The sequence below is a fragment of the Xenorhabdus sp. KJ12.1 genome (genome assembly GCF_963876495.1).
In the GTDB taxonomy this organism is placed as follows: Bacteria; Pseudomonadota; Gammaproteobacteria; order Enterobacterales; family Enterobacteriaceae; genus Xenorhabdus; species Xenorhabdus stockiae.
The window spans coordinates 40,769-62,362 of record NZ_CAWNQH010000072.1; the positions used below are offsets into that span (position 1 = coordinate 40,769).

General features: G+C 40.2%; 18 protein-coding genes. 11 read left to right on the forward strand and 7 right to left on the reverse strand.

Annotated features, from left to right (window positions below; all coding sequences use genetic code 11):
• The first annotated feature begins 45 nt into the window (after positions 1–45).
• From AACS92_RS11625 to AACS92_RS11665, 9 genes are all read left to right on the forward strand, one after another.
• Positions 46–1,077, forward strand: a complete 1,032-nt coding sequence (locus AACS92_RS11625; RefSeq protein WP_099108519.1) for an AAA family ATPase — start codon at positions 46–48, stop codon at positions 1,075–1,077.
• 103 nt (positions 1,078–1,180) lie between these two features.
• Complete coding sequence (locus AACS92_RS11630; protein ID WP_099108520.1) at positions 1,181–2,647, forward strand: DUF3150 domain-containing protein; 1,467 nt, start codon at positions 1,181–1,183, stop codon at positions 2,645–2,647.
• A 64-nt stretch (positions 2,648–2,711) separates the two neighbouring features.
• Positions 2,712–4,475, forward strand: a complete 1,764-nt coding sequence (locus AACS92_RS11635) for a VWA domain-containing protein (RefSeq protein WP_099108521.1) — start codon at positions 2,712–2,714, stop codon at positions 4,473–4,475.
• A 59-nt stretch (positions 4,476–4,534) separates the two neighbouring features.
• On the forward strand, positions 4,535–5,014 hold the full coding sequence (locus AACS92_RS11640) for a hypothetical protein (RefSeq protein WP_099108522.1): 480 nt from the start codon (positions 4,535–4,537) through the stop codon (positions 5,012–5,014).
• A gap of 53 nt (positions 5,015–5,067) precedes the next feature.
• The gene (locus AACS92_RS11645) at positions 5,068–5,373 is read left to right on the forward strand and encodes a hypothetical protein (protein ID WP_153044726.1); all 306 of its coding nucleotides are present in this window, start codon (positions 5,068–5,070) and stop codon (positions 5,371–5,373) included.
• 448 nt (positions 5,374–5,821) lie between these two features.
• On the forward strand, positions 5,822–6,208 hold the full coding sequence (locus AACS92_RS11650; RefSeq protein ID WP_099108524.1) for a hypothetical protein: 387 nt from the start codon (positions 5,822–5,824) through the stop codon (positions 6,206–6,208).
• Between the two features lie 843 nt (positions 6,209–7,051).
• A complete protein-coding gene (gene traF, locus AACS92_RS11655) occupies positions 7,052–8,134 on the forward strand; it encodes a conjugal transfer protein TraF (RefSeq protein WP_099108525.1) in 1,083 nt (360 codons plus the stop codon).
• A 15-nt stretch (positions 8,135–8,149) separates the two neighbouring features.
• Positions 8,150–9,601 (forward strand): conjugal transfer protein TraH, encoded by a 1,452-nt coding sequence (locus AACS92_RS11660; protein ID WP_099108526.1) that lies wholly within the window; start codon positions 8,150–8,152, stop codon positions 9,599–9,601.
• A gap of 9 nt (positions 9,602–9,610) precedes the next feature.
• On the forward strand, positions 9,611–12,910 hold the full coding sequence (locus AACS92_RS11665) for a conjugal transfer protein TraG N-terminal domain-containing protein (RefSeq protein WP_099108527.1): 3,300 nt from the start codon (positions 9,611–9,613) through the stop codon (positions 12,908–12,910).
• A gap of 234 nt (positions 12,911–13,144) precedes the next feature.
• Here the strand turns inward: AACS92_RS11665 and AACS92_RS11670 are convergent, their stop codons facing one another.
• The gene (locus tag AACS92_RS11670; protein WP_099108528.1) at positions 13,145–13,351 is read right to left on the reverse strand and encodes a hypothetical protein; all 207 of its coding nucleotides are present in this window, start codon (positions 13,349–13,351) and stop codon (positions 13,145–13,147) included.
• Positions 13,352–13,608: 257 nt separating this feature from the next.
• Here AACS92_RS11670 and traN point away from each other — a divergent pair, with 257 nt between their 5' ends.
• Positions 13,609–16,326, forward strand: coding sequence for a conjugal transfer mating pair stabilization protein TraN (gene traN, locus AACS92_RS11675; RefSeq protein ID WP_099108529.1), 2,718 nt, complete (start codon positions 13,609–13,611; stop codon positions 16,324–16,326).
• Between the two features lie 116 nt (positions 16,327–16,442).
• Here traN and AACS92_RS11680 read toward each other — a convergent pair whose 3' ends face one another.
• Genes AACS92_RS11680 through AACS92_RS11705 form a run of 6 tightly spaced genes read right to left on the reverse strand, consistent with a single transcriptional unit; the run spans position 16,443 to position 20,387 of the window.
• The gene (locus AACS92_RS11680; protein WP_153044727.1) at positions 16,443–17,201 is read right to left on the reverse strand and encodes a hypothetical protein; all 759 of its coding nucleotides are present in this window, start codon (positions 17,199–17,201) and stop codon (positions 16,443–16,445) included.
• A gap of 36 nt (positions 17,202–17,237) precedes the next feature.
• Positions 17,238–17,732: a FlhC family transcriptional regulator gene (locus AACS92_RS11685; RefSeq protein ID WP_099108531.1), complete on the reverse strand. Its 495-nt coding sequence runs from the start codon at positions 17,730–17,732 to the stop codon at positions 17,238–17,240.
• Entirely contained in the window at positions 17,729–18,250 is a 522-nt protein-coding gene (locus AACS92_RS11690) for a hypothetical protein (protein ID WP_099108532.1), read from the reverse strand. The genes AACS92_RS11685 and AACS92_RS11690 overlap by 4 nt, the downstream gene beginning before the upstream one ends.
• Entirely contained in the window at positions 18,243–18,800 is a 558-nt protein-coding gene (locus AACS92_RS11695; RefSeq protein WP_099108533.1) for a transglycosylase SLT domain-containing protein, read from the reverse strand. Before AACS92_RS11695 ends, AACS92_RS11690 begins: the two co-directional genes overlap by 8 nt.
• A 21-nt stretch (positions 18,801–18,821) precedes the next feature.
• Complete coding sequence (locus AACS92_RS11700) at positions 18,822–19,331, reverse strand: hypothetical protein (protein ID WP_153044728.1); 510 nt, start codon at positions 19,329–19,331, stop codon at positions 18,822–18,824.
• Between the two features lie 36 nt (positions 19,332–19,367).
• The gene (locus AACS92_RS11705; protein WP_099108535.1) at positions 19,368–20,387 is read right to left on the reverse strand and encodes a ParM/StbA family protein; all 1,020 of its coding nucleotides are present in this window, start codon (positions 20,385–20,387) and stop codon (positions 19,368–19,370) included.
• 763 nt (positions 20,388–21,150) lie between these two features.
• Here AACS92_RS11705 and mobI point away from each other — a divergent pair.
• Entirely contained in the window at positions 21,151–21,579 is a 429-nt protein-coding gene (gene mobI, locus AACS92_RS11710) for a conjugative transfer protein MobI(A/C) (protein ID WP_099108536.1), read from the forward strand.
• The last annotated feature ends 15 nt before the right edge of the window (positions 21,580–21,594 follow it).

A 21,594-nucleotide genomic window follows, 5' to 3' on the forward strand; every position in this document is an offset into this window, starting at 1 on the left:
AATATCCCAAATCTATTAAATATATAAATATATAAGGTAAATATCATGACAAACGTAAATACTATCGCTGTTGACGCTTTGGTTCGTAACGCTCCTGTTTCTCCGGCGCTGTTTGGAATCAATATCCCAGCTAATCAGAAAGTTAACCATTACGCTGGCTTTCCACAAGATCATGCATTTCAAGACTATGTTCCAGCTTTTGATGCTGATTACCAGTTCGAAGCTAGTGTTCGCCAAGCTGCTCTGATGTGGTTCAACTATCCGATGGGACAATCTCTTTGGTTATCTGGTCCTACTGGCTGTGGTAAAAGTAGCATCATCGAGCAGGTTGCTAACCGTTTCAACTGGCCTGTTATGAAAGTAACGGCTTTTCCTGAAATGGATATTAGCACTCAGATCGGTGGTCTTCGGATTTTCTCTGATCCAGTTACCGGTGATACACAAACCGTTTACGTTCATGGCCCTCTAGCTATGGCGTATAAATATGGCATGGTTTACCTGCTGGACGAATATGACCAGCTTGAAAGTTCATGTGCAAATGCTTTTAACACTGTTCTGGAAGGTGGTAATTTGATTATCCCTGAAACGAATGAAGTTATTAAAAAGCATGACAACTTCCGTTTTGTTGCTACTGCCAATTCTATTGGTCAGGGTGACATTACCGGTATGTATGGTGGTGTTAAGATGCAGAATACGGCGAACCTTGATCGCTATATGTTTGTAAACACGACCTACGTGGCACCAGACGTTGAGAAAAAAATTCTTGCTAAATATATCCCTGACGAACTTATCGCCAGCAAATTTGTACAGGTCGCTAATGAGATCCGTAAACAATTTGTCGGTACTGAAATTTCGCCAAATGATGTTAATGCAATGAATGCCACTCGATTGTCTGTTACTTGCTCTACCCGTTCACTTAAAGCATGGGTGTCTCGTTTCGCTATCATGCGTCACGCAAAAATCCCAAATGCTCTTATCGCGTCGTTCGATTTTCATATTGGGAATCGTGCTCCCATCGATGAGAAAAAAGCCCTACATACCATCGTAGAAGCTGTGTTCGGTGATTTAGCTAGTTAATCCCGCCAAGTATCTCCCCCCCCCTGCCGCATCAAAACTGAATGGACACATTTATGTGCTCCATAAACTTTCTATTAAATATATAAATTTATCGAGGTCTTAAATGACTAACGCAACTACAAATGTAAACAAAGTTCTTGAGTCCCTTATTCTTGTCTCTTTATCTGAAATCCACGGTATTAGTGGACGTAAGAAACTGAAACGCGAAGACTTTGGGATTGGAGTCGATTTGCCACCTGATGTGATTGTGTCTCTTGGCTCTAAAAAGGTAATTGATCCTAAGTTATTGAATCCATTCACACAGTATAAAACTAAAGCGCACTCGCTTTGTTCTGCTGTTGGTATTCGGTTCCTTGGCGGTTATGCAGTACCTGCTGATCGCGTCAATGATCTAATCTCTGCACTGAACGATGTAAAAACAGAGTTCTACATCTACAAAAAAGTTTTCCTGCAATCGGACTTCGATAGCTGGATTAACAACTGCGAAGAAAAGTATCAGAAAATTCTTCGTGATGGTGCCTGTGTTGATCTTGAATACATGGATAGTCAAATTCAATTTGGCTTTACTGCTATTCATATCACCCCATATGGCAACTCTGTAATTCAAGACGGTATTGCCGGGCAAATTAAAAGTCTTACTGATGAGGTCTTTGAGGAAGTATCTGGGCTTGTTGATGGTTTCTTGAAGAATTTGAATCCAAATGCCTTCACGCAGCATACTATCAATCCGCTTCGTCGAACTGCCGATAAACTGGCTTCTCTTGGCTTTATCTCAGACAGCGTTAATAAGCTCTCTGTCTATATGGCTGAAGTGCTTAATGACGTTCCTGCATCTGGCAAAGTAACTGGTCGTAAATATTCTGACATTCTGTCTTTGTTAAATAACCTCCGTGATCCGCAACGAGCTAAATCATTTGTTGATTTGCTAGGTGCTGATTCAACTGTACAGCCTACCGATAACTCAGACTTTATCGATTTATCTGGCTCCGCTGGAATTGTTTCTTCTGATCCTGTAGCTCCTGATCCTCAGCCTATACCTGTTGTCACACGGCCAACAATCCCTGTAGCCGGTGACTGTTATGCCATTGATATCAGTTCACCTGACTGCTATGTCGTTGGTACTAGCTCGTATATATCTGATGATAATTTCTACGCTGAGAGCACTTCTATGGCTCCAGCCCCTGATTTGCCAAAAGCGCCTGAAATTGAGCCTGCTCACTCTATTGAAACACAAGCCACTGACTCAGTTGATCGTATTGATGATAGTTTTGCCACTGACCTGCCTTCTGGCAACGAAGTGATTAACGAACCTGTTATCGAAGTATCACCAACATCCGTGACTTCTGAACCGATTGTTGATGATGCTGCACCTAATACTAAGATCGAAGGTTTCCGTAATGTTGTTGTCGTTGATGAGACTCTTTTCGGCAATAAACAAGTTTCCCAAGATTTTACTTCTCTCGACGCCATTGAGGTTGATTTAGTTAAAATTCCGGATGAACCATCGGTTAGTAATTCCGTCATTTCTCCAGTGTTCAACGATCAAACAGATGGAATTTTAATGTTCTAAATATAAAAGGCCCACTTCCGGGCCTTTTTTCTAAATATATAAATTTATCTAAAGAGGTCTTCTAATGGGGATTTATAATTCACTTCCGATTGTGGCGCGTGCTCTAAGCGATCAACTAAATATTAGTGTTACGGTTGGTGGTTATGATGCATATGCTTCTGTAGTTGATGGTAAAGGATCAATCAACATTCCTTATTACAAGGATGCTGAGAGTCTTTCTGATGCCATTCTTGGTTTCACCGTACATGAAGCTGCTCACATTCGCTTTACTGAGTTTGACTTGCTAACGCCTGCTCTTAATGCGTTATCTGGTCAGGAAGTAGAGATAAAGAATGAATTCGGCATTCTTGTGGATTCTGGTCGTTACAACAAAAAAGTACTCCATAGTCTCTGGAATATTGCTGAGGATTTGCGTATTGAGCGCTCTATTGTTCGCGCCTTTCCCGGTTCTCTCCGTTTCCTGCAAGCTGTCCGCAGTTTTGTGTTTGACGGTAACATTAAATCCAGTGACGTTCCTGCAACTATCTATCTGGATACCATGTTGCTTTGTGGTCGTCAGCGTTATCACGGCTTCGATACACATGCAGATATTCGTCGCAAGGAGTTCATTTCTGTCTTCGGTCAGGATTTGCTGGATAAGTCGCTTGATACTTTAGGTTTGGCTGTCTTTGCAGATACCACGCTAGAATGCCTAGATGTTGCCCGGCAGTTATATGACCTCGCGATAGATGCGTTTAAACAGGAACAAGAAGATAAGGATAATTTCTCTTCACCATCTCAACCTGATAAGAATGATGATGATTCTGACGATACTCCCAGCTCTGCTGGTGGTTCTGATAATCGGTCTGATGATACTAAAAGCGCTTCCGGCGCAGCTGGTATTTCTGACGATAAATCTGATTCTTCTGATAATGCATCTATCACATCAGGTTCGCCAAACTATGACCCATTTGCTGATGCTAACGATGCTGACATAGATTGTGCTGCAAAAGACATTTCGGACAAGTTTAACGATCTCCTGAAAGATAAATTAACTCCCTCTCAACGAGCAAAGCCTGTGACTCCTTTCTCTGTCTCACCGGCTAAGAGTTTTGTTACCAGTAACGATAGTGTCTCTCGTGGCATTAACGCTTCTGCTGGTTTGCGTCAGTCTCTTAACGGATTACTTGAAGGGATACAACATACTCGGCGCACCTTTAAAGAGTCTGGTCAAAAGATTGAAGGGCGACTTCTTCCAACTGTCTTCACTGGCAATTCGAAAGTTTTCAAACACAAATCCAAGACTATTTCTCTTAACTCTGCATTTACTGTACTGCTTGATTCCAGTGGTTCAATGGGCAGCCTTGTTATTGAAGCTGAAGCCGCAGTTGTCTCATTGCTACATGCTTTGGACAATCTTAAAGGTGTAACTACTTCAGCATATCACTTCCCTTATCTAAGGGATTCAGTCGGTAAATTAAAAGATCGTAAGCAGACTCTTCGTCAAGCTATAGCCGCTAACCATTTTGGTATCAGTGCTGGTGGTGGAACACCATTAAGTGGTGCTTTATGGCCTGCAATTATTGACTTAGCGGTAGCAAAAGCTGATCAACGTATTTTAATCGTATGTACTGATGGAGATCCTGATCGTGGTACTGAGCAGGACGTTCTCAAAATGATTAACGATGCAAAATCTGACGGAATGGTGGTAATCGGGATTGGTTTTGGTGCTGTGAATCAAGCCATGATGACCTACTTATTCGGTGATACTGGTATTGCTATCGGCAGTCTTGTGAATCTTCGTTCAAAGCTGTTTGAAGTTACCCGTAAGGCATTACTGAAACGTTAATAAAACCTCTTAAATATATAAATCTATCAAATATATAAATCTATCAAAGGTGATTAAATATGGCTTATAAACCTAAATATATCCATGAATCGCAGATGTCTTTTCTTCACATTCTTGAGGCTGATGAAGTGACTTACGTAGCTCAATACGAACAGTCATACGATTTCAGGTTTAGCAGTAAAGTGGCTTACGAAATGATCCGTGACTCCCTTTATCTGATGACCTTTAATCGCAGCAACCTCCAGCAACGAATTGATGAGATTTCATGGTTCCTTTCTGATGTAAATCAGGATGACATGTGCTCTTTTACGAATTGCTGCCGAATGAATGTATTAGACCCTTTTGAGGTTCGTATGAGCGTCCTACATTGCTGGAAAAAAGCGTTGGATGACAAGATGTTTTGGCTCAACTACCCCAACCACCGTCGTTACGGCCCTATCAAGCAATATATCGATGGTGAACTTGCAGGTTATGAAAAGTACAAAAAAGCTTTTTACTGCATCTACCCTCAAGAGGCTGCTAAACGCAAATGCTCCTAATTTTATTGAAACACGCTGGCTTTGGTCAGCGTTTTCAATTGGAGATCATCGACATGAAAACTACTAATGAATTTTATTTTAATGAGGCTGTTGGTGGGACTCAGCATGGGTTTACATCTTCACAGCTCAGCGACCTTATTGGTTTTGTGCATGACAATCGCAATCCGGACTTCTATATGTTTCGTCATGAGGTTCCTATCTTCGATTCGACTGTGACTATCAATATTTACCATCCAGATGCACCAGACACATTGTGTCTTTATCTTTACGAAGATAAAGACGGCTTGTGGTGGCCTTATGCCACACTGGATTGTCTGGCAGATGTGAAGTATCTTTTAAAGTCTATCTGGATAAATTAGCTATAAAAAACCTCATTAAATAATTAAATCTATCTTCTGTAAAATAATTGCTATTACTGTTGTTGAAATTCCTTATTGCAATGACCCTGTTGCTATTTGAAGAATTAAACAGATGCATCGAATATAAAGAAAAATTTATTATTTATATGTTCGTAGTTCATGTGATAGCAGCTCTCTCTTTCCTGTATATCTGGCATAAATAGTCAAGAATTTCAGCACTCATATGGATTCATTGCTTATTGATGAAAATCAGTCATTCTTTGATTTTTGCCTGATGCACAAAGTCGATAATTATGATGGTTCGTTATAAATTGCGAAACGTGATAAAAAAGTATGTTGCTCAGAAATTGAGAGTTAATGCAGAAATTTAAATAAACTGGGAGTATTGCTAGAAAAGGATAATTTTCCTTCTAGTTATTCATGTCTCCTTTAAAATATAAGGTCTATTATGGCTCTTCCTGATGAAAATGCAGTTTACGGTTTTGTTTCGACCAATATGAAAATATGGCCCTGTTCTTTTGATAGAGATCAGACAGATTTGGAATTGTTGGTTAATGACATGCTGACTATTATCCTATTGAAATATAGAGGCATTGATTCTTCTCAAACCAGTTTTGGGGTCACATTAAACGGATCAAAAGCTTTAATTATTGGGACTCGGTTTGCTTATTGCTGTGCCTGCGGTAGATTTTCTGATGGTCGATTAAATGATCTAAAAAATAAAATTTTTGAAGCAGGGCAAAAAATTTGCCCTCGCTACTTTAATCAAACAGTGTCAGAGGTCATGCATTTTGCTGCGCTCGAACCTGATTTTATGAGGAAACAACATATTTGATAAAACAATTTTCTAAAATGTTTTGCTGACTCTAATCTTCACTCTAAATTTATTAATTTCCCTTCCGCGTTAAATTTCTAACGCTTAATCTCCTCAACAATGAGCTTTAACATACCGACTAACATCCCTCATTTGTTCTTTCTGCTATTCACTACCCTCATTGTGAAGGTAGTGATTTTTCACCGAGTAGTCATAGGAATAGAGGTTAACGAATAATTGATTATTCTATTTCTGATCTTTCTTTCCTTCTTTCTCTGGTGAGAGCCAAAAATAAGAAAAAAGATAAATGACAGGTTGTTAGCTGAGTAATTATAAAAAACCATAACCTGCCATCATTCCACTATAGAAAACAAATAAATATCATATATATCATAAAGTTATTTTTATAAAAGTATCCAAAAAAAATTTTAGCTATTCCCAATCCAAACTCCATTTTTTTACCCCCATTTTTGCGGCCTTTTATCCGTGCCCCCCTATTACTTTCATGGCAATATTCTGAATCTGAATAAAAAATGCGAGGCTTCGAGGTGAAACCATATTTTACATCCCCCCCCTGCGCAGAACTGATGCCAGCATACAAACTTCCCCCATTACTTAACGACGGATCTCTAAAGAGAAGTGTCAGGCTTGAGCTTGAACGTAAATATGGGACTCGCATGACACTGGATGCTGTATGCACTGAATTAGGAGTTAAAAAGAATTCAATTGTCCACAAGATAGGTAACTGTAAATTTCAGCACAACGTGCTCCTACGTAGTTTGCATGAGTCTCGCGTGTTCGCGGGGAAAAATACTTTTTTCTGGACAGATAAAATAGCCAAGATTTTGATTGAAGGAAACACCAATGGCATATAGCCCCTTTATCAAAACAATGATTGCCACTTTTGTTAGTTGCGTTTTTTGCGTACACGCAATCGCAAATCAAACGGATGACAGGCAGCAGGAATTGAAAACCAGTGGTGATGTATATGCTGGAGGTAAAGAATTTCAGAAGGAGAAAGAACAGGGATGGTTCTGGAAGAGAAGTCCGCCATCTCCAGTTGAAGAAATCAAAATCGAGCCAGCTATCCAACAAAAAGAAGATGAAAAGAAAAAGGATAAGCAAATACCTGTAGCTACTCCAGCAGTCCCAGCTGAAAATAAAGCCAAAGAAGGCCCTGCACCATTCTCTGTCGTCTGGTTCAGAGAGAATATCCAGCGTATCCGTGATCGTGCGATAGACGATCCTACCCCAGAAAATGTCCGTGCATATTTGCTTGCTCAACGCATCATGCTGGACAAGGCAAGCCGCTATAAAGACATGGCTCAGCTTATATCGATCACTGATCCGTTAGTCGATGAAACGGGGCGCCGCTCTACTTCCTCTTTCGCTTCCCTTTCTCAGTCAGTTTCAGCTGAAGATAACGAGAGGGAAGTTGCCAGAGAAATCGGTAAGAAAGCCGGTCTATTTTTCTTCTTTAAAGGGAAAGGTTGCACGATTTGCTCAAAACAAGCCTCTATCATGCAGACATTCAATTATATGACGGGCATCCATATCATCCCTGTTTCTGTTGACGGCCATGACCTGCCGGGAAATCCATTTCAAAATGTTCGGGCTGATGATGGTCAGGCCAAAAAATTACAGATAAGAAACGTTCCAGCTATAGCTCTTGCCATTCCACCAAATACAACGCGCATAGTCTCTTTTGGTCCAATAAGCGCTGAACAGCTTACCAAACGTACCATACTGATCGCACATGATGCAGGTATCGTCTCAGATGAACGTTATAAAAGTACCCTACCGTTTAATGACAATGGTTACATTGATTCCAACATTCTCAAAGATATGCCGGAAGATTACATGCAGAAGCCTGATGAATTTATCAAATATATTCAGACTAAAACAGGATATAGCCCAGCTGATGCCAATTCACAGATAAAAAAATAACACGGAGATAATTACATGAAAAAGTGTTTTTCTACCCTCACGCCTGTGAAAAATATTAGGATCAGTATCTTAGCTGCTTCAGTGCTATTTACTGGGTTGTTCACTTTTGTACCCGCTTCAAATGCAGAGAGCATTAATGACCAGCTGAACAACATGTTTGGCTCAATGTCCAATACGACTAATCCCGGTGATTACCGTAGTGTGACTCGGGAAGGTTATACTGGGGGTGGTTTTACTCTGCGAAATAAACTCCGCTCATTAACCCCTATTAATATTCAGCTCCCTAGCGCTGCTGGTGGATGCGGTGGTATTGATCTTTTTGGTGGTTCATTTACATTCATCAACGCTGATGAGTTCGTTCAGATGTTGCGTAACATCGCTGCAAACGCCGCTGGTCTGGCATTCCAACTCGCACTTAATGCGATGGATGCTGTTTTGGATAACGCCATATCCAGAATGCAGGCGGTCATCCAGCAAATGAACGATTTAACGGCAAATTCCTGTCAGTTAGCAAAAGGACTTCTCGTAGACACCGCCCGAGCCTTCAGTGAGGAAGCCGGTTCAACCGTTGCATCTCAGTTATCCAGCACGGGACTTGCTGAACAGTTCAGTGCACATATGGGAGGAAAAAACGGTAAAGCAAACCCTATTTCTCTTAAAGAAGAAAGTGGCAAACGTGAAGCGTGCAAAGATTACGGAAATCTGATGTGGTGTCTGCTTCATAATAGTGAATTTACTGACCAATTTTCCGGTTCTGAGCAAGTCCAGAAAGAATTTGTTATGTCTCTGACCGGCACATACATCATCGGCAAAAAAGTTGAAAAAGATAAGAGTGGTGGTCTTATAGGTGGGACTCCACATCTTCTGGCACCACTGGATACAACCGATGCACTTAATACCTTGATTCATGGTAATGAATCATATGACGTTTATAAATGCACTGATACCGAAAGCTGTCCAAACCCTCGAAAAAACACAATTAAAATTGATGGACTGGCTTCTAAGATTATCAATTTCTTTAACAATGATGGCTACTTAGATGCTATTGCCTCCGGCGCTAGCTTGTCAGATAGCCAATTGAAAAAAGCAAACTTTTTCAATAAAAACGGTGCAGCGTCCACGGCTGCTGATCTGGCCCGTCGTGATCTTAACATGGCAAAATCTTATATCAATGAAGTTGCTCCTATTCTGGCTTACTCAGCCGCGAATCAATATATCAACGACATGCTGACAGCTGCTGCAACAAGCGCAAGATATGAGATTTCTAATGATAATCCATCCGCCTCATATTTTGAAAAATGCACGGGCTTAATTGAGGATGCACGAAAAAGATTGATGGTGTCTTATCTTGCAGCATCAACTAAATATGGTGGTGAAAGTAAAATATTTGAATTAAAAATGACATACATGAACGCACTGCAAACTAAACATTATGAAGCAGATCAGTCTCCTTTAAGTGCTCAATAAGGAGTAATTATGAGCGAGTGGAATATCTATACCGTTGGGAGCGTTGATTTTCTTTATAACGTTTTTAACGCTATTGCAATGATGCTCAATAATGGGACGTATTCTGATACTTTCCGTATTTCAGCGTTATTAGGAGTTATCGGCATAGTGATTGCCTCCGCTGTATCAGGAGGTAAAACGTTGTCATTCGGTCAAATGGCTGTTTGTGTTGTCATGTACATGCTCTTCTTTCAAGTTCCAGCACGAGTAAACCTTGAAGACTCTACGACCGGCGAGTACAGAGCGGTAGACAATGTTCCGTGGGGGATTGCAGCACCCGCCTCGATCATTTCAACTGTCGGTTATTCCATTACGGAATTCATGGAACAAGCGTTTTCAACACCTGCAATGACGAAATACGGAGCACTTGACCCGTTATTTACCCTCTCTGCATATTACGATACGATGAAAGATCCCATGCGCTGGATGATGGGAAATGAAAAAAATAATTCTGATATTGCTGCATCTATTGATAGCTATATTAGAACCTGTGTTATCAATGACATTACACGTAATGCAAACACCTATTCTAATATTTGGCGTAGTCGCTCTGGTATTGATGCACTTGCATCGTCTGATCTTTCAACTTATGCCGTTCTCCACGATGGTAAAAATTCGAATGGCCCCAAAATTAACCCGAAATATGCATCACAGTACACTTGTGCGGAAGCTTTCACCAAACTAAAAAATCAGGCCCACGACTCTTACTCCACAATCACTTCGGATTATGGACGTATACTTTCTGTTCAAGGACGTTGTAAAGCCTGCTCTCCAAAAGATAAGGTTATAGAAATGATGAATTTCTATAACCTCTCATCTACAGATATTCGTGATTTCCAGTTGCAAATGATGATGATGCCTCACATCATCAAAATTCCGGTAAATGCTCAATTAGACGCATTTAAAGGAAACGCGGCAATAGCTCGCACACAGACACAAACTCAACAGGCATTTCAATGGACTTCTGGTGGATCATCATTCCTTTATTGGATGTCTTCGTTCATGCCTATTTTTCAGGGTGTAGTTTACGCGTTGACTCCATTCATGGCATTTCTCCTTGGTCTGGGGATAATGGGTCTGCGGCTCATCACAAAATACTTCCTGATCATTGTCTGGACTCAAACATGGGTGCCATTGGCGGCTATAATTAACCTCTACATGCTGACTAAGATGCAAACCGATGCAACCGCAATCATGAGCATAGGTTATGAGGGCATTCAACGATTATCTACTGTTCCTGCTTTCAACCAGATGTATGATTTACTGGTTTCAACACAAAAGAATATAGCCCTTGCAGGTAATCTGTTTAGTCTCATTCCCGCACTGGGTGGGTTTATCGTTTGGGGTAGTGCAGTTGCATTTAACTCGCTGGCAAACTCAGCAGCGGCTCCGGCTCCAGCAGATACAAAAGTTCTTTCCCCTGATATGACTAATGCACCAGCCTTAAATAATCGAAGTGCTGAATTCTCACATACCCCACTTGGTGGAACTACCATCACCGGAGCATCATCTGTAGTTGGAGGTATTTCTATGCAAGAAATGGCTTCAGCAAACTTATCAAGCGCTCAGTCCAGAAAAGAATCTGCAACTGCTCAGGAATCTGCGGCAAGGAACTCTTTTGTAAACGCACTGGCTACAAACAAAGAAAGTGGTTCTAATGCCAGCGCACAGAACGCAATAGTGGCAACCGCATTACAACAAGCTTTCGGTAGCGATGCATCTAAAATATATTCCTTTGCCGAAAAACATGGTCTTGATGCAACAGATGCTGTAGCAAAACTAAATAGCCTAGCAGGTAACGCTTCCATCGGCCCTAGCACTCCTGTTGGATCTGTCAGTGTCAGCGCAACAACAGCAACTACAGATCAGCATGGCAAATCTATCAATACTGGTGAATCCTCAGTCGATACTGACGCAGCTCGTCTTACTGATTCTTTGGGGGCTAATTATGAGCAAAAACTACAGGGCGCGATCAATAATATAGCAAGTAAAAGCGGTGAATTAGGTATATCTTCAAGCAATGGAACCTCTTACTCTAGTGCTTATAACGAGCTGCAAACCGCTGAGAAACAGTATTCAGAAGCTGAAATATTCAGCCAGTCTTCTGCCGTTAATCAAGAGATGAAGTTTGATGTTCTAGGTAAAACAGTTACCGATTCACCGGGGTTAGAAGAAAAAATGCAGCAAATGATCAATGGAGTACCCGGTGCTTCTGAGAAACGTAACACCTATGCGAATCTTATGGCTAAGAATGGGTTACATTACAGAGAGGCATTGGGAGCCGCATCTGTATTGGCTCTTAAAGATGCAGGAAAGCTTAATGAAATAGCCCCAGAGTTAGGTTTTATTAATGGCGGTAGTAGTCCTGAAATTACATCTACCGTAGCGTCTACTAATCAAAATATTGCGCCTGATGCCAGCAATGTAAATCGTAATATCAATAACCTTAAACATGAAACAATCAAGGGTGTTTCAAAAAATACCGGTGACGCAGAAAGTATGGTTTCAACATATAAAAGTATTACTAATGCAAAGAAAATGTCTGCAAAAGTTGAGGGTGTGTTTGATAACTTAATTGATCCTAATGGAAAGATTATTTCTGATCACAATAAACAAAAAGAAGTCGTTCAAACGCAACAACAGGAAAGCGCATACAACGCAATTGCTAACCTGACACCGAGCAGCCCGATCCGAGAGGGACTTGGTTTCGTTAATAGTTTGACATCCCGTATAAGCAATGACAATCCTGTCATACAGGAAACACGTCGCCAAGCTGGTGAAGTGGCTTTCAAATACGGTAATAATAGCACCGGTAGTATAGCTATTGCTGAATACTATGCTCTAGGTAAAGCCGGTGCAGCTGGTGAGGATCTTAACGCTGCCCGTGACAATGCCGTCGCAGCAGTAGCCCTAGAGACAGGTGGTTACCAATCTGCTGACGGAAAAGTACATGGTGGTAATTATGAATGGGCTGAAAGAGCAGTCACGGCTATTGAGTCAACATTCGAACGTCAAGGTAGTGATGATAGTAATATTCTTTCCACTGTTACAATGGGATTAAACCAAGCGGCAGGCAAACATCTGCCTTCCAATACTGCAATTCATAGCTCCGAAGAGAGCATATCTGCTCCACGTTCCAATAGTTCATCACCAGAAACTGTTAATAATGGAGCTAATAGATCTGATGGTGTTGAAGGAAACCACGAACCAATTGTGATTGAAATCACAAGCGGAAATCCCGGGCCTAACTCACATAGGCGTAAATTCTAAAAGACGCCTAAAAAATAATAATATCACTCCATTTAATTAAATAATTTTTTGATTGAATGGAGTTGAGCATTTTCGACAGACGGACGGTTCTATTTTTGAGCCATTTTCTTTTTTAAACAAAAATACCCTCATAACCTAATAGAATGAGAGGATATTTTTAACCAAATTTAGGATCTATCAATCGATCTAGTTGGATTATTTCTTAACTGAATAACATTAATTTTTTAGCTATTTTTACGACTGTACAATCATGTACAAAACTGGCAAAGATGCAATAAATAAACCGGATGTAATTAGCTTCTCCTTAAAAACAGAAGGTGTATCAGGCATAAAATATCTATCTTTCGCCTTATTACTTGCTTTGCCATTACCTACATCGGGATTGCAACCGTTCACTTGGCCCGCAATTGGAATAATACCGAAAACACCAAAACTATCCATAATATCACCTCACTGAAAAAATAGTTTTAAGGGATTTAGTTGCCAAAAAACAGACTAACTATGTTACGTCAAAGTATTTAATAAAACCCACTGTTTTTGTAGCCTTTGTTTGTTGCCTGACTACTACATCACCATTATCGTGAATACTGCCATATTCATGTCCACATAATCTCACGTTAAATGCAAAATCCTAATAGCCTGAGTGGAAATTTTTGCAACTTTGACAGTAATTTTAGAAAAAAATAGGTGAACTGACAATGCAGAAACTTTTTCGCAAGCGATGGTTTTCTATACCCATTTGTACGTTATCTATCATATCCCACATCGGGCTAATGAGTTTTATCCCCTACGCATATGCAGCAGACAGCACAACTAATGTCACATCAACGAATCAAAAGGCTCAAGATGCTGTTAATTTTTATAATACTCTTCCGAATTTAAAAGCAAGTGGACAAGGTAGCATCAGTTATGGTCATGGGCAAAAGGTAGATCTCAATTCAGTTTACCCAGATCAGCAAGGCTCTTCTACATCCATTGACTCATTGAAATCAGTGTATGGTGATGATTCAGAAACATACAAGTTGGGTACATCTACCGGCACCACGCTGTCTACTGAAAACTCATTACGTGGTGATGCTTATAGAACTATTCAGAATGCTTCTAAAAAAACCTCACCACTAAAAAATACAGACTCCATTTTCGAAAAACATAATGACTTTCTCGAAAATCAGAAAGAATACATGACATTGCTTGGTGACTGCTCAAAACAAATTATTCTTGACAAAAAAGAGCAAGTTAATCATATCCCTGATTATCGAGAATGTACCAGAACGCTGGAAGTTTCAGGTCAGTATCATCTTTATCATCCCTACGAAGTTGGTATTTTGTCTCATAATGATGGCCCTGCAAATATAAAGTCATGTGGTAAAGGCTGTATTGAACTGTGGGTAGGTACGGTTGGTAATGACTATTGGTCTGGCAGATGTACAATCTTCGAAGAGCAAATGTCAGTCAACGTAAAAAATGCTCAGGCGATTACCAGCGTCAAATTGGTAAGGGCTAAGTGGGATGACTACATGCAAGTCTATGTGGGAGGAACAGGCCGGGATGATTTGGTTTGGGGTGGACCTTATGGGGTAGATGTGTTCCCTCCTGAGACAAGTGGTAAATGTGAATTGGCAAAAAGCTGGGATCAAAACCCAAATGTAGACATCACAGATAAATTCAAACGCTCTAATAAAGATGGGATTGTTCACTTTAAAACGCGCACATCTGTTACAGGTAAAGGCGAAGGTTATGCGAAAATTGAGATTAAATACGATACTAATAAAGTAATTAACAATGATATTTGGGAATACCCTGATCAGGGATACGATCAATTTGCAAAAGCTGTTGAGCAAGGCTACTGTCAGAACTATACCGTTGCCTGTAATGATAGTATCACTCCTGATGAAAATGGATGTACAACGATTGATGGCGTTCTGGTTTGTCGGAACGATTTTGTCAACGTACCTCCGTTTGGGTTATCCCCTTTTTGCCGTAATGCGCTCGTAACTGCATCCTGTGGCACAACTGATGGGGTTAATAATACTTGTCAACAGTATGAAAATGCGAGTTGTAACTTTATTCGTAGTACCTGTCTAGATGGTGCGAGCGGTAATACCAGCGGTTGCTGGCAGGCAAGTGAGGTTTGGGATTGTGGTAAAAGTGTCGTGGTTCCTTCGACCAGTAGCCATGAGGAATACCAGTGCCCGGGAGGTGTTCAGTGTATCAATGGAACTTGCCTTGCTCCCTCATCTGAACCAAGCGGTGATTTTGCTACGGCGGCAGCTATGTTACAAGCAGCAACATTCGCACAAAATGAATTAGCTTGTGATCAGTCAGGTAATACTAATATTGATTCTTCAACTTGTCAGGTTTTCAAGGGAGAGCCTTTACAGTGTAAAACAGCTATGGGAGGATGGGTTGACTGCTGTAACCAACCTGTTGATGTTAGCTGGATTCAGTACCTCCAGTTATCTTATTACACCCTTAAAGTTGCTGACGCTGTTTCAGTTAAAGCTGGCATATTTGAGCAAGGGAAAGGTCTATTCGATATGGGATCTGAGCTTGCAAGCAGTGCACTGGATGCAATCACTAAACCCGCTATGTCCGCCTTAGACTCTATAAGTGGTAACGCCGGTTCTGTTGTAGCCGAAAAGATATCAGATTTCGGCATATCTACAGTAATAGATAACGCTATCAGCACACTAACAAAACAAGCCGCTCAATGGACATTAGATACGTTTGGGGCAGGTGTTACCAATATGATATTTGAAGCTGGTGCTGGCGCTACCGGTGGTGCTGGCGCTAGCATTGCTGAAGGGAGTGCTGCTGTCGGTGCAGATGGAGCACTAGCCAGTTCAGTACAACTTTCATCTACTCTTGTTTCAGCCATATCGGTTGTTGGCTATGCTTACATGGCCTACCAAATTGCTAATATCCTTGTAAATATCATTTGGGCTTGTACTCAGGATGAATTCAAATTGGCAGTGAAAAAAGAAACAAAATTAGCAACGTTCATTGATAGCTGGTGCCAAACTAAAGCTTTGGGGCAATGCATTGAAAAACGTTCAAGCTACTGCGCTTTTAATTCTCAGATTTCACGTATTATTCATGAACAGGGACGTCGGCAACTGGGTATAGGCTGGGGTAACGATTCTAAAAATCCTGACTGTCGAGGGTTCACTCTTGAAGAATTTGGTAAAATAGATTTCTCAAAAATAGATCTATCTGAATGGATAGGTTCTCTTTATGAAGCTAACTTACTCCCAACAGCAGATAGCATTAATCTTGATAAAATCACTGGTTCCGGCAGCATACTCAATGTGGATGGAACACGTCAAAATACACTTGATCGATTCCAGAGTGGAGTAGATGGAATTGATGTTGAAGGTGTAAAAAAAGCGGTGGAAGAAAAAATTCGCGTCAAATAAGTAAAAATTTTACCTTCACAGAAGAATTATTTGATGTAGTCTTCTATAAAAGGTGGTTTAAGAGTAACAATAAAAACCCGCTAAAGCGGGTTTTTATTTTTTAATAATGCTGAGATTTACTTAATGAAACGGTATTCTTTCCCCGCATTGTAAACTTTAGGCTCATTACTCGGACTGCCGGGAACGAACACTGCCCACTGTTCGCCAAGCTCTGCACTAAATTCAACCATATTTTCTTCATTCTCTTTTTTCTGGGCCAATGCATTCAAACAAGCACTGGTAATAATGATCTGTGCTGAAGAGGACGTGTTGATTGGTGGCTTAGGAAACTGAGTTGGATCAAATTTTGAAATCACAGGTGATGCGTATCCGATTCCATCTTTGCAGTAAGCTGAGTCAGCAAATCCATAGAAGTGTGGTAATTTTTTTTTCATTAATTTACTTATGGTGAGACTATTAGCATTGGCATCACCTCCACCCCAAGTGGCTACACGAGTTAAACCATCGGTAAAGGGGCTGGGAGATCGTGAAGTTAATACACTCAAAGCGGGAATAAGTGTACTATGTGAAATTAAACCAGCAATGACATCAGCTGTTCCATTTCCAGATGATTTAACTTCACCTCGTTTCCCTACAACCACAGGTTCTTTTAAGGGGCGAATAGACTTCCCTGTATCTTCATTGAAGATAACATACTGCCCATCAGGGTAGTCGGTAATCAGGCGAAGATTCATAGCTCGCGCAAATTTCAATGCAGTTGAAGGATTTACATCAACCGGCATGGGAGGTATATCATTTTTATTACCGTTTGCACAGCCATTGAGCAGGAACGTTGTAGCCAGCAAGCTAAGTGTTAATGCTTTAATTTTCATCATAATTACCCTATGGATATTTAGTCTTGTCACAAACCATTATTCGCAGAATGGACACTTATGTTTTGGTCTAGTTTCGTATGGTGAAATGAAATACTGACCACAGTAATTACATATCACCATTCTGATCTCTTCTATTCTATAGTCACGGGCCAAAATCCATGCTGCATTTGCATCTATTGTCAGACCAGATGAATTCGAATGTTTGGGCCGGAATTTGTGATGCATATCTAGATAGATTTCATACGCTGTAATTATTTCTCTGATATCAGCTACCTTTTCCGGGTCTTTGGCAATGCGCAAATAAATAGACATGAAGCTTGTAGCTTCACTTTTTTCCGAACGCGTCATTAACAAAGACACTGCTAGTTTTAGCCGTCCACGCCCAATATCTTCCTTCCCATAGCTTTTCTTTAATGAATCAACCAAACGTTCCGATACCTTAAGAGTAGAGCAGATAATCACCTTCCTAAACCCTAAAGCAACCATCTTCAAAACAAGGTCACCCTCTTCTTTTTTTGTTATAGGATTCATGCGACCCTCCAGTATTTATAACGTAACTGCAAATAATGACTCAATAGATGAGAATAATTATGCTTTATTTCCCATCTTCCCTTCAGAATGTCATGAAGCTCACAAACAGGGCGGATTGAAATTTCTCCTTTAATTAAACAATCAACAATTCCGTCATAATCCGTGTTTGAAAGAAATGAAAACGTCTCTTCTGAGCCGGTCCACAGAAAACGCTCAGAGTCACCTTCTTCATTTATTTTAAGTCTTACGCTATAAATAATTACCGCAATCTTTAAAAGATACGAATCCATTCTTGCGAAATTAAGAACAGGGTTTGAAGATTTATAAGTATCGTGCTCAATAATAAACATAGGTAATGTTATACCTTCGATAATATTGAACAGCTCGGTTCTCTGCTCCCGATCATTCAGAATAATCTTGTCCTCTTCTGAAAAATTGAACGGGCTGTTATAAAATCGGCTATCACGAGTTTCAATAGACCCAGCACACTTCAAAAATGAAATATTTTCTTTAATCATTTTCAATTAACCTCTTCCAAACACGTAGAACATTACGAGCATAATTTATTGATTTATCTCGAAGTTTTGGATTTGGCGTATTGTAACTACCAATGGCTAATTCGATGTCATCCGGGTTATTTTTGATAGCAGCACAAAGAATTTTTACCTGAACCTTTATATTTGTCTCAATATCCAGAAGATCTTCTGGTTTTGATACGTAGTGGCCATTCCACTTATAGTTAACCTGTGCAATACCAATATCAGTGACTGGAGATGCCTTCATGTAGCGGATTAATGCCTGTTTAGCATCAGCATAGCTGGTAGGATAATAAGCTCCATAAACTGAGTTATTCAACGCCCAAGGACTCGGAGCAACCCAGTCACCACCAGCTCTTTGTTTGCTTTCCCAAAGAGCTATCGCATACATCAGATAAGGGTCAACACCACATTCACCCTTACTGTGCTTTTCCCAAATTGTTCCACGAAGATCGACAATAGCCGCATTCGCAGAACGTTCCCCTGCAAAAAAACCTGTGACCACACACAAGGTTAAGAGCATTTTTTTCATAAAACCCCACCAAGACTTAGATTATTTCAGTAAGCGGCGCTTTTTCCTTACAGGCTCTTGCGCAACCTTCTCTCCACTTCCTTCCCCGGCAGCATCAATCTGCTGACCAGAAGTGGAACCTTTCCATGTCTTTTGTTCTAACATATCCACACTATCTGTTTTAACTAGCATGTCCGTGCTATTACTTTGTGAGTCATTGCCCGACGATTTATCCTCCATTTGTTTAGCATAATCGTTCGAATAGGTCTGATGTTCAGGCTGGTCATTAGTCCCATCATTTTGGTTAGTCACAGTTGAAGACTGTTGAATATAAGCCTCCGGCTCAGTTTTTTGTGACTTCTTCCGAACTTGTTTTTTTTTCCTACCGCTGGAAGAGCGCCCTATTGGGGGCGCAGTAATACCGGAATTCATTAGTGCTGCGTTACTTAATAGGCAAGCTTTATAAGCAAGATTAGCAAGCACGCGTGCTCTCTTACTCATCGGCGTTGCTTCCATCAGCTCGTGTAACTCCGGGTAAATACTCTCGTCCACAGTCACATGCACTTTCATATCAGGTTACCGTAGCCGTTACTCTGAATCGCTATTGAACGCTTCTGCTCCATAATGCCAATAGCCAATAGCATTACTTGCTACAGGGTTTGGACTTTGGATAACTCGGGCATTTTTGAACGCTTCCTTGATAAATGAATCGTAAAAACGGATGCCCCCACCAGCAGAAACAATGATGTGAATCGGACCAATAGATCTTGTTCTATTGAGCAATTCAGCCACAACCGTACCCACGATTCGTGGAGTGACTTCATCAATTAGTGGTTTGATTTCTACGTTGCGGAATCCATTATTGAATGTTTTATCACCACGACGAAAAGCTGTTTCTATCCGTTCAGCTTCTTGCATTCCTTCTTCTGGGTGATTTGTTTCCAGTGTCCTGACAATTTCCTCAATGATTACACTGGTGGCATTTAATGATGAGCCACTGAATTCCCGCTTTCGGTCACCTCGGGAAAAAGTTACATAATCCGTTGAGAAATAACCCGGATCGATGACAAGAATATTTGAAAATTCGACTTCATCATCAGAAATCAAACCGTCACGGTTCAGAACGTCATTCATAATGCCAACGCCCTGAGACAATACAGCGACTTCTTTTACAGTGATAACGTGCCCGGGAGCAACTTCATGTTTGCCGATTAAAAGCTCAGAAAGCGTCTTACGTTCAGATTCAGAGTTTGCGATTCTCACTGGCAGGCCAGTAACAAGCACATCAATTACGTTGCTACGACCAATTGTTGCTTTGATTAGCGCACCGTAAAATAACGCCATATACATTTCACTGGTATGATATTTGTCATGTAGTTCTCGGTGCCCGACTCGGTTGGTAAAAACTCTCCATTCGTTTTTATGCCGGTAAACCTTCAACTCATTTTCATTTTTTTTTCCGAGTGCAACATCAGTTTCCGGTTCTATTGTTGCATAAGCCGGGTAGATTGATATCGATGGTTCAATAGCCTGAGATATCCCGCAGGCTATTTTTACGTTGCTATACCCGATATCCAATCCAACGATGAACTTCGAAGCTTGTGTCATCCTTTCTCCTTTGTTTAAAAATAAATCAATGCATTTTGCCTCAGCTTAATAAGCCACCACTCAGTCTCCTCAATAATTAGAGAATTCACGGTTTTTTGTTACAAATTTTGTGTCACTCATATCTATTTATATTATGGATAATACCGAACAAATGATTAATTTCAATAATAATAGATGCGCATTTGAGCTTCTTTTGACTGTTATTTGATAACTTAACAACAATAGAAAAACATTCATTTGACTGTCATTCAAATGTCATTTGACGAGTATTTTTTCTCTATTATCGTAGTGTCAAAATAATAATCTAATGACCTATGGTAGGATCGAATAGAAAGATAGAATCTCTTTTGGTATTTTTGAGAAAATTAAAAACCAAAATAAAAAAATGATATAAGAATAAGAAATAAAAATTGGTTTTTATGTGGTTTGCTCTTGATGATGGAAGACTATTTTCGGAAAAACCACACGAAAACGTACCTAAAAAACTGGTTTTTTCCTTCCTTCTAGATATTCTTCACCAACATGTATAGGCATAAGCTCTATGTTATGTCTAATACATAGGCATAAGTAATAATGCTTTGGGACTATATAGGCAGACAACATATGTTCTGCCTATGTATTTAAAGGCATACCACCGATAAAGATATTAGAGTTTGCTTACAAAACGACAGATATTGGCATTTTCTTTTAATAGGCAGAACAAATCACTTCTGCCTATTAATAATATATATACATTTTTAAATTATTTTTCGAGAGGTATGTCGTGAGATATGCAGAATATATTGATGCTTTAAAAAAAGTAGTTGCTGAGCTGGATGATGCTGTTCTTGTTCTGGTACAAGATGCAAATACGCTACTTGAAGAATTCTGGATTGATGTGAAAGCTCGTAATGAATTTGCACCATTTACCTTTAACATCCAAAAACAACAATCCACATACCGGATTCGTTGGGGGGAACTTTATAAACCTAAAACTCTGCCCGGCGGAGAACCCCGACGAGTACAAATAAAACATATTAACAAGGGAAAAGGTGACCAATATTTTGTGTCTCAATTAAAGGGTTGCCCGGCATGGTTTGAAGTGCTTTTTCATAAGTACGAAACCAAGCTTACTGAGATACGAAAAGCTATCCGTTCAAACCGTGCTGTAAGAATGCGTTTGTCGAAAATGATTGTGTATTATGAAAAGTAACTTTACGAAAAAAGA

Excerpts from the sequence above, each read along its gene's own strand:
- AACS92_RS11625 (WP_099108519.1), top strand. The coding sequence starts at position 46 with ATGACAAACGTAAATACTATCGCTGTTGACGCTTTGGTTCGTAACGCT.
- AACS92_RS11630 (WP_099108520.1), top strand. The coding sequence starts at position 1,181 with ATGACTAACGCAACTACAAATGTAAACAAAGTTCTTGAGTCCCTTATT.
- AACS92_RS11635 (WP_099108521.1), top strand. The coding sequence starts at position 2,712 with ATGGGGATTTATAATTCACTTCCGATTGTGGCGCGTGCTCTAAGCGAT.
- AACS92_RS11640 (WP_099108522.1), top strand. The coding sequence starts at position 4,535 with ATGGCTTATAAACCTAAATATATCCATGAATCGCAGATGTCTTTTCTT.
- AACS92_RS11645 (WP_153044726.1), top strand. The coding sequence starts at position 5,068 with ATGAAAACTACTAATGAATTTTATTTTAATGAGGCTGTTGGTGGGACT.
- AACS92_RS11650 (WP_099108524.1), top strand. The coding sequence starts at position 5,822 with ATGGCTCTTCCTGATGAAAATGCAGTTTACGGTTTTGTTTCGACCAAT.
- traF (WP_099108525.1), top strand. The coding sequence starts at position 7,052 with ATGGCATATAGCCCCTTTATCAAAACAATGATTGCCACTTTTGTTAGT.
- AACS92_RS11660 (WP_099108526.1), top strand. The coding sequence starts at position 8,150 with ATGAAAAAGTGTTTTTCTACCCTCACGCCTGTGAAAAATATTAGGATC.
- AACS92_RS11665 (WP_099108527.1), top strand. The coding sequence starts at position 9,611 with ATGAGCGAGTGGAATATCTATACCGTTGGGAGCGTTGATTTTCTTTAT.
- AACS92_RS11670 (WP_099108528.1), bottom strand. The coding sequence starts at position 13,351 with ATGGATAGTTTTGGTGTTTTCGGTATTATTCCAATTGCGGGCCAAGTG.
- traN (WP_099108529.1), top strand. The coding sequence starts at position 13,609 with ATGCAGAAACTTTTTCGCAAGCGATGGTTTTCTATACCCATTTGTACG.
- AACS92_RS11680 (WP_153044727.1), bottom strand. The coding sequence starts at position 17,201 with ATGATGAAAATTAAAGCATTAACACTTAGCTTGCTGGCTACAACGTTC.
- AACS92_RS11685 (WP_099108531.1), bottom strand. The coding sequence starts at position 17,732 with ATGAATCCTATAACAAAAAAAGAAGAGGGTGACCTTGTTTTGAAGATG.
- AACS92_RS11690 (WP_099108532.1), bottom strand. The coding sequence starts at position 18,250 with ATGATTAAAGAAAATATTTCATTTTTGAAGTGTGCTGGGTCTATTGAA.
- AACS92_RS11695 (WP_099108533.1), bottom strand. The coding sequence starts at position 18,800 with ATGAAAAAAATGCTCTTAACCTTGTGTGTGGTCACAGGTTTTTTTGCA.
- AACS92_RS11705 (WP_099108535.1), bottom strand. The coding sequence starts at position 20,387 with ATGACACAAGCTTCGAAGTTCATCGTTGGATTGGATATCGGGTATAGC.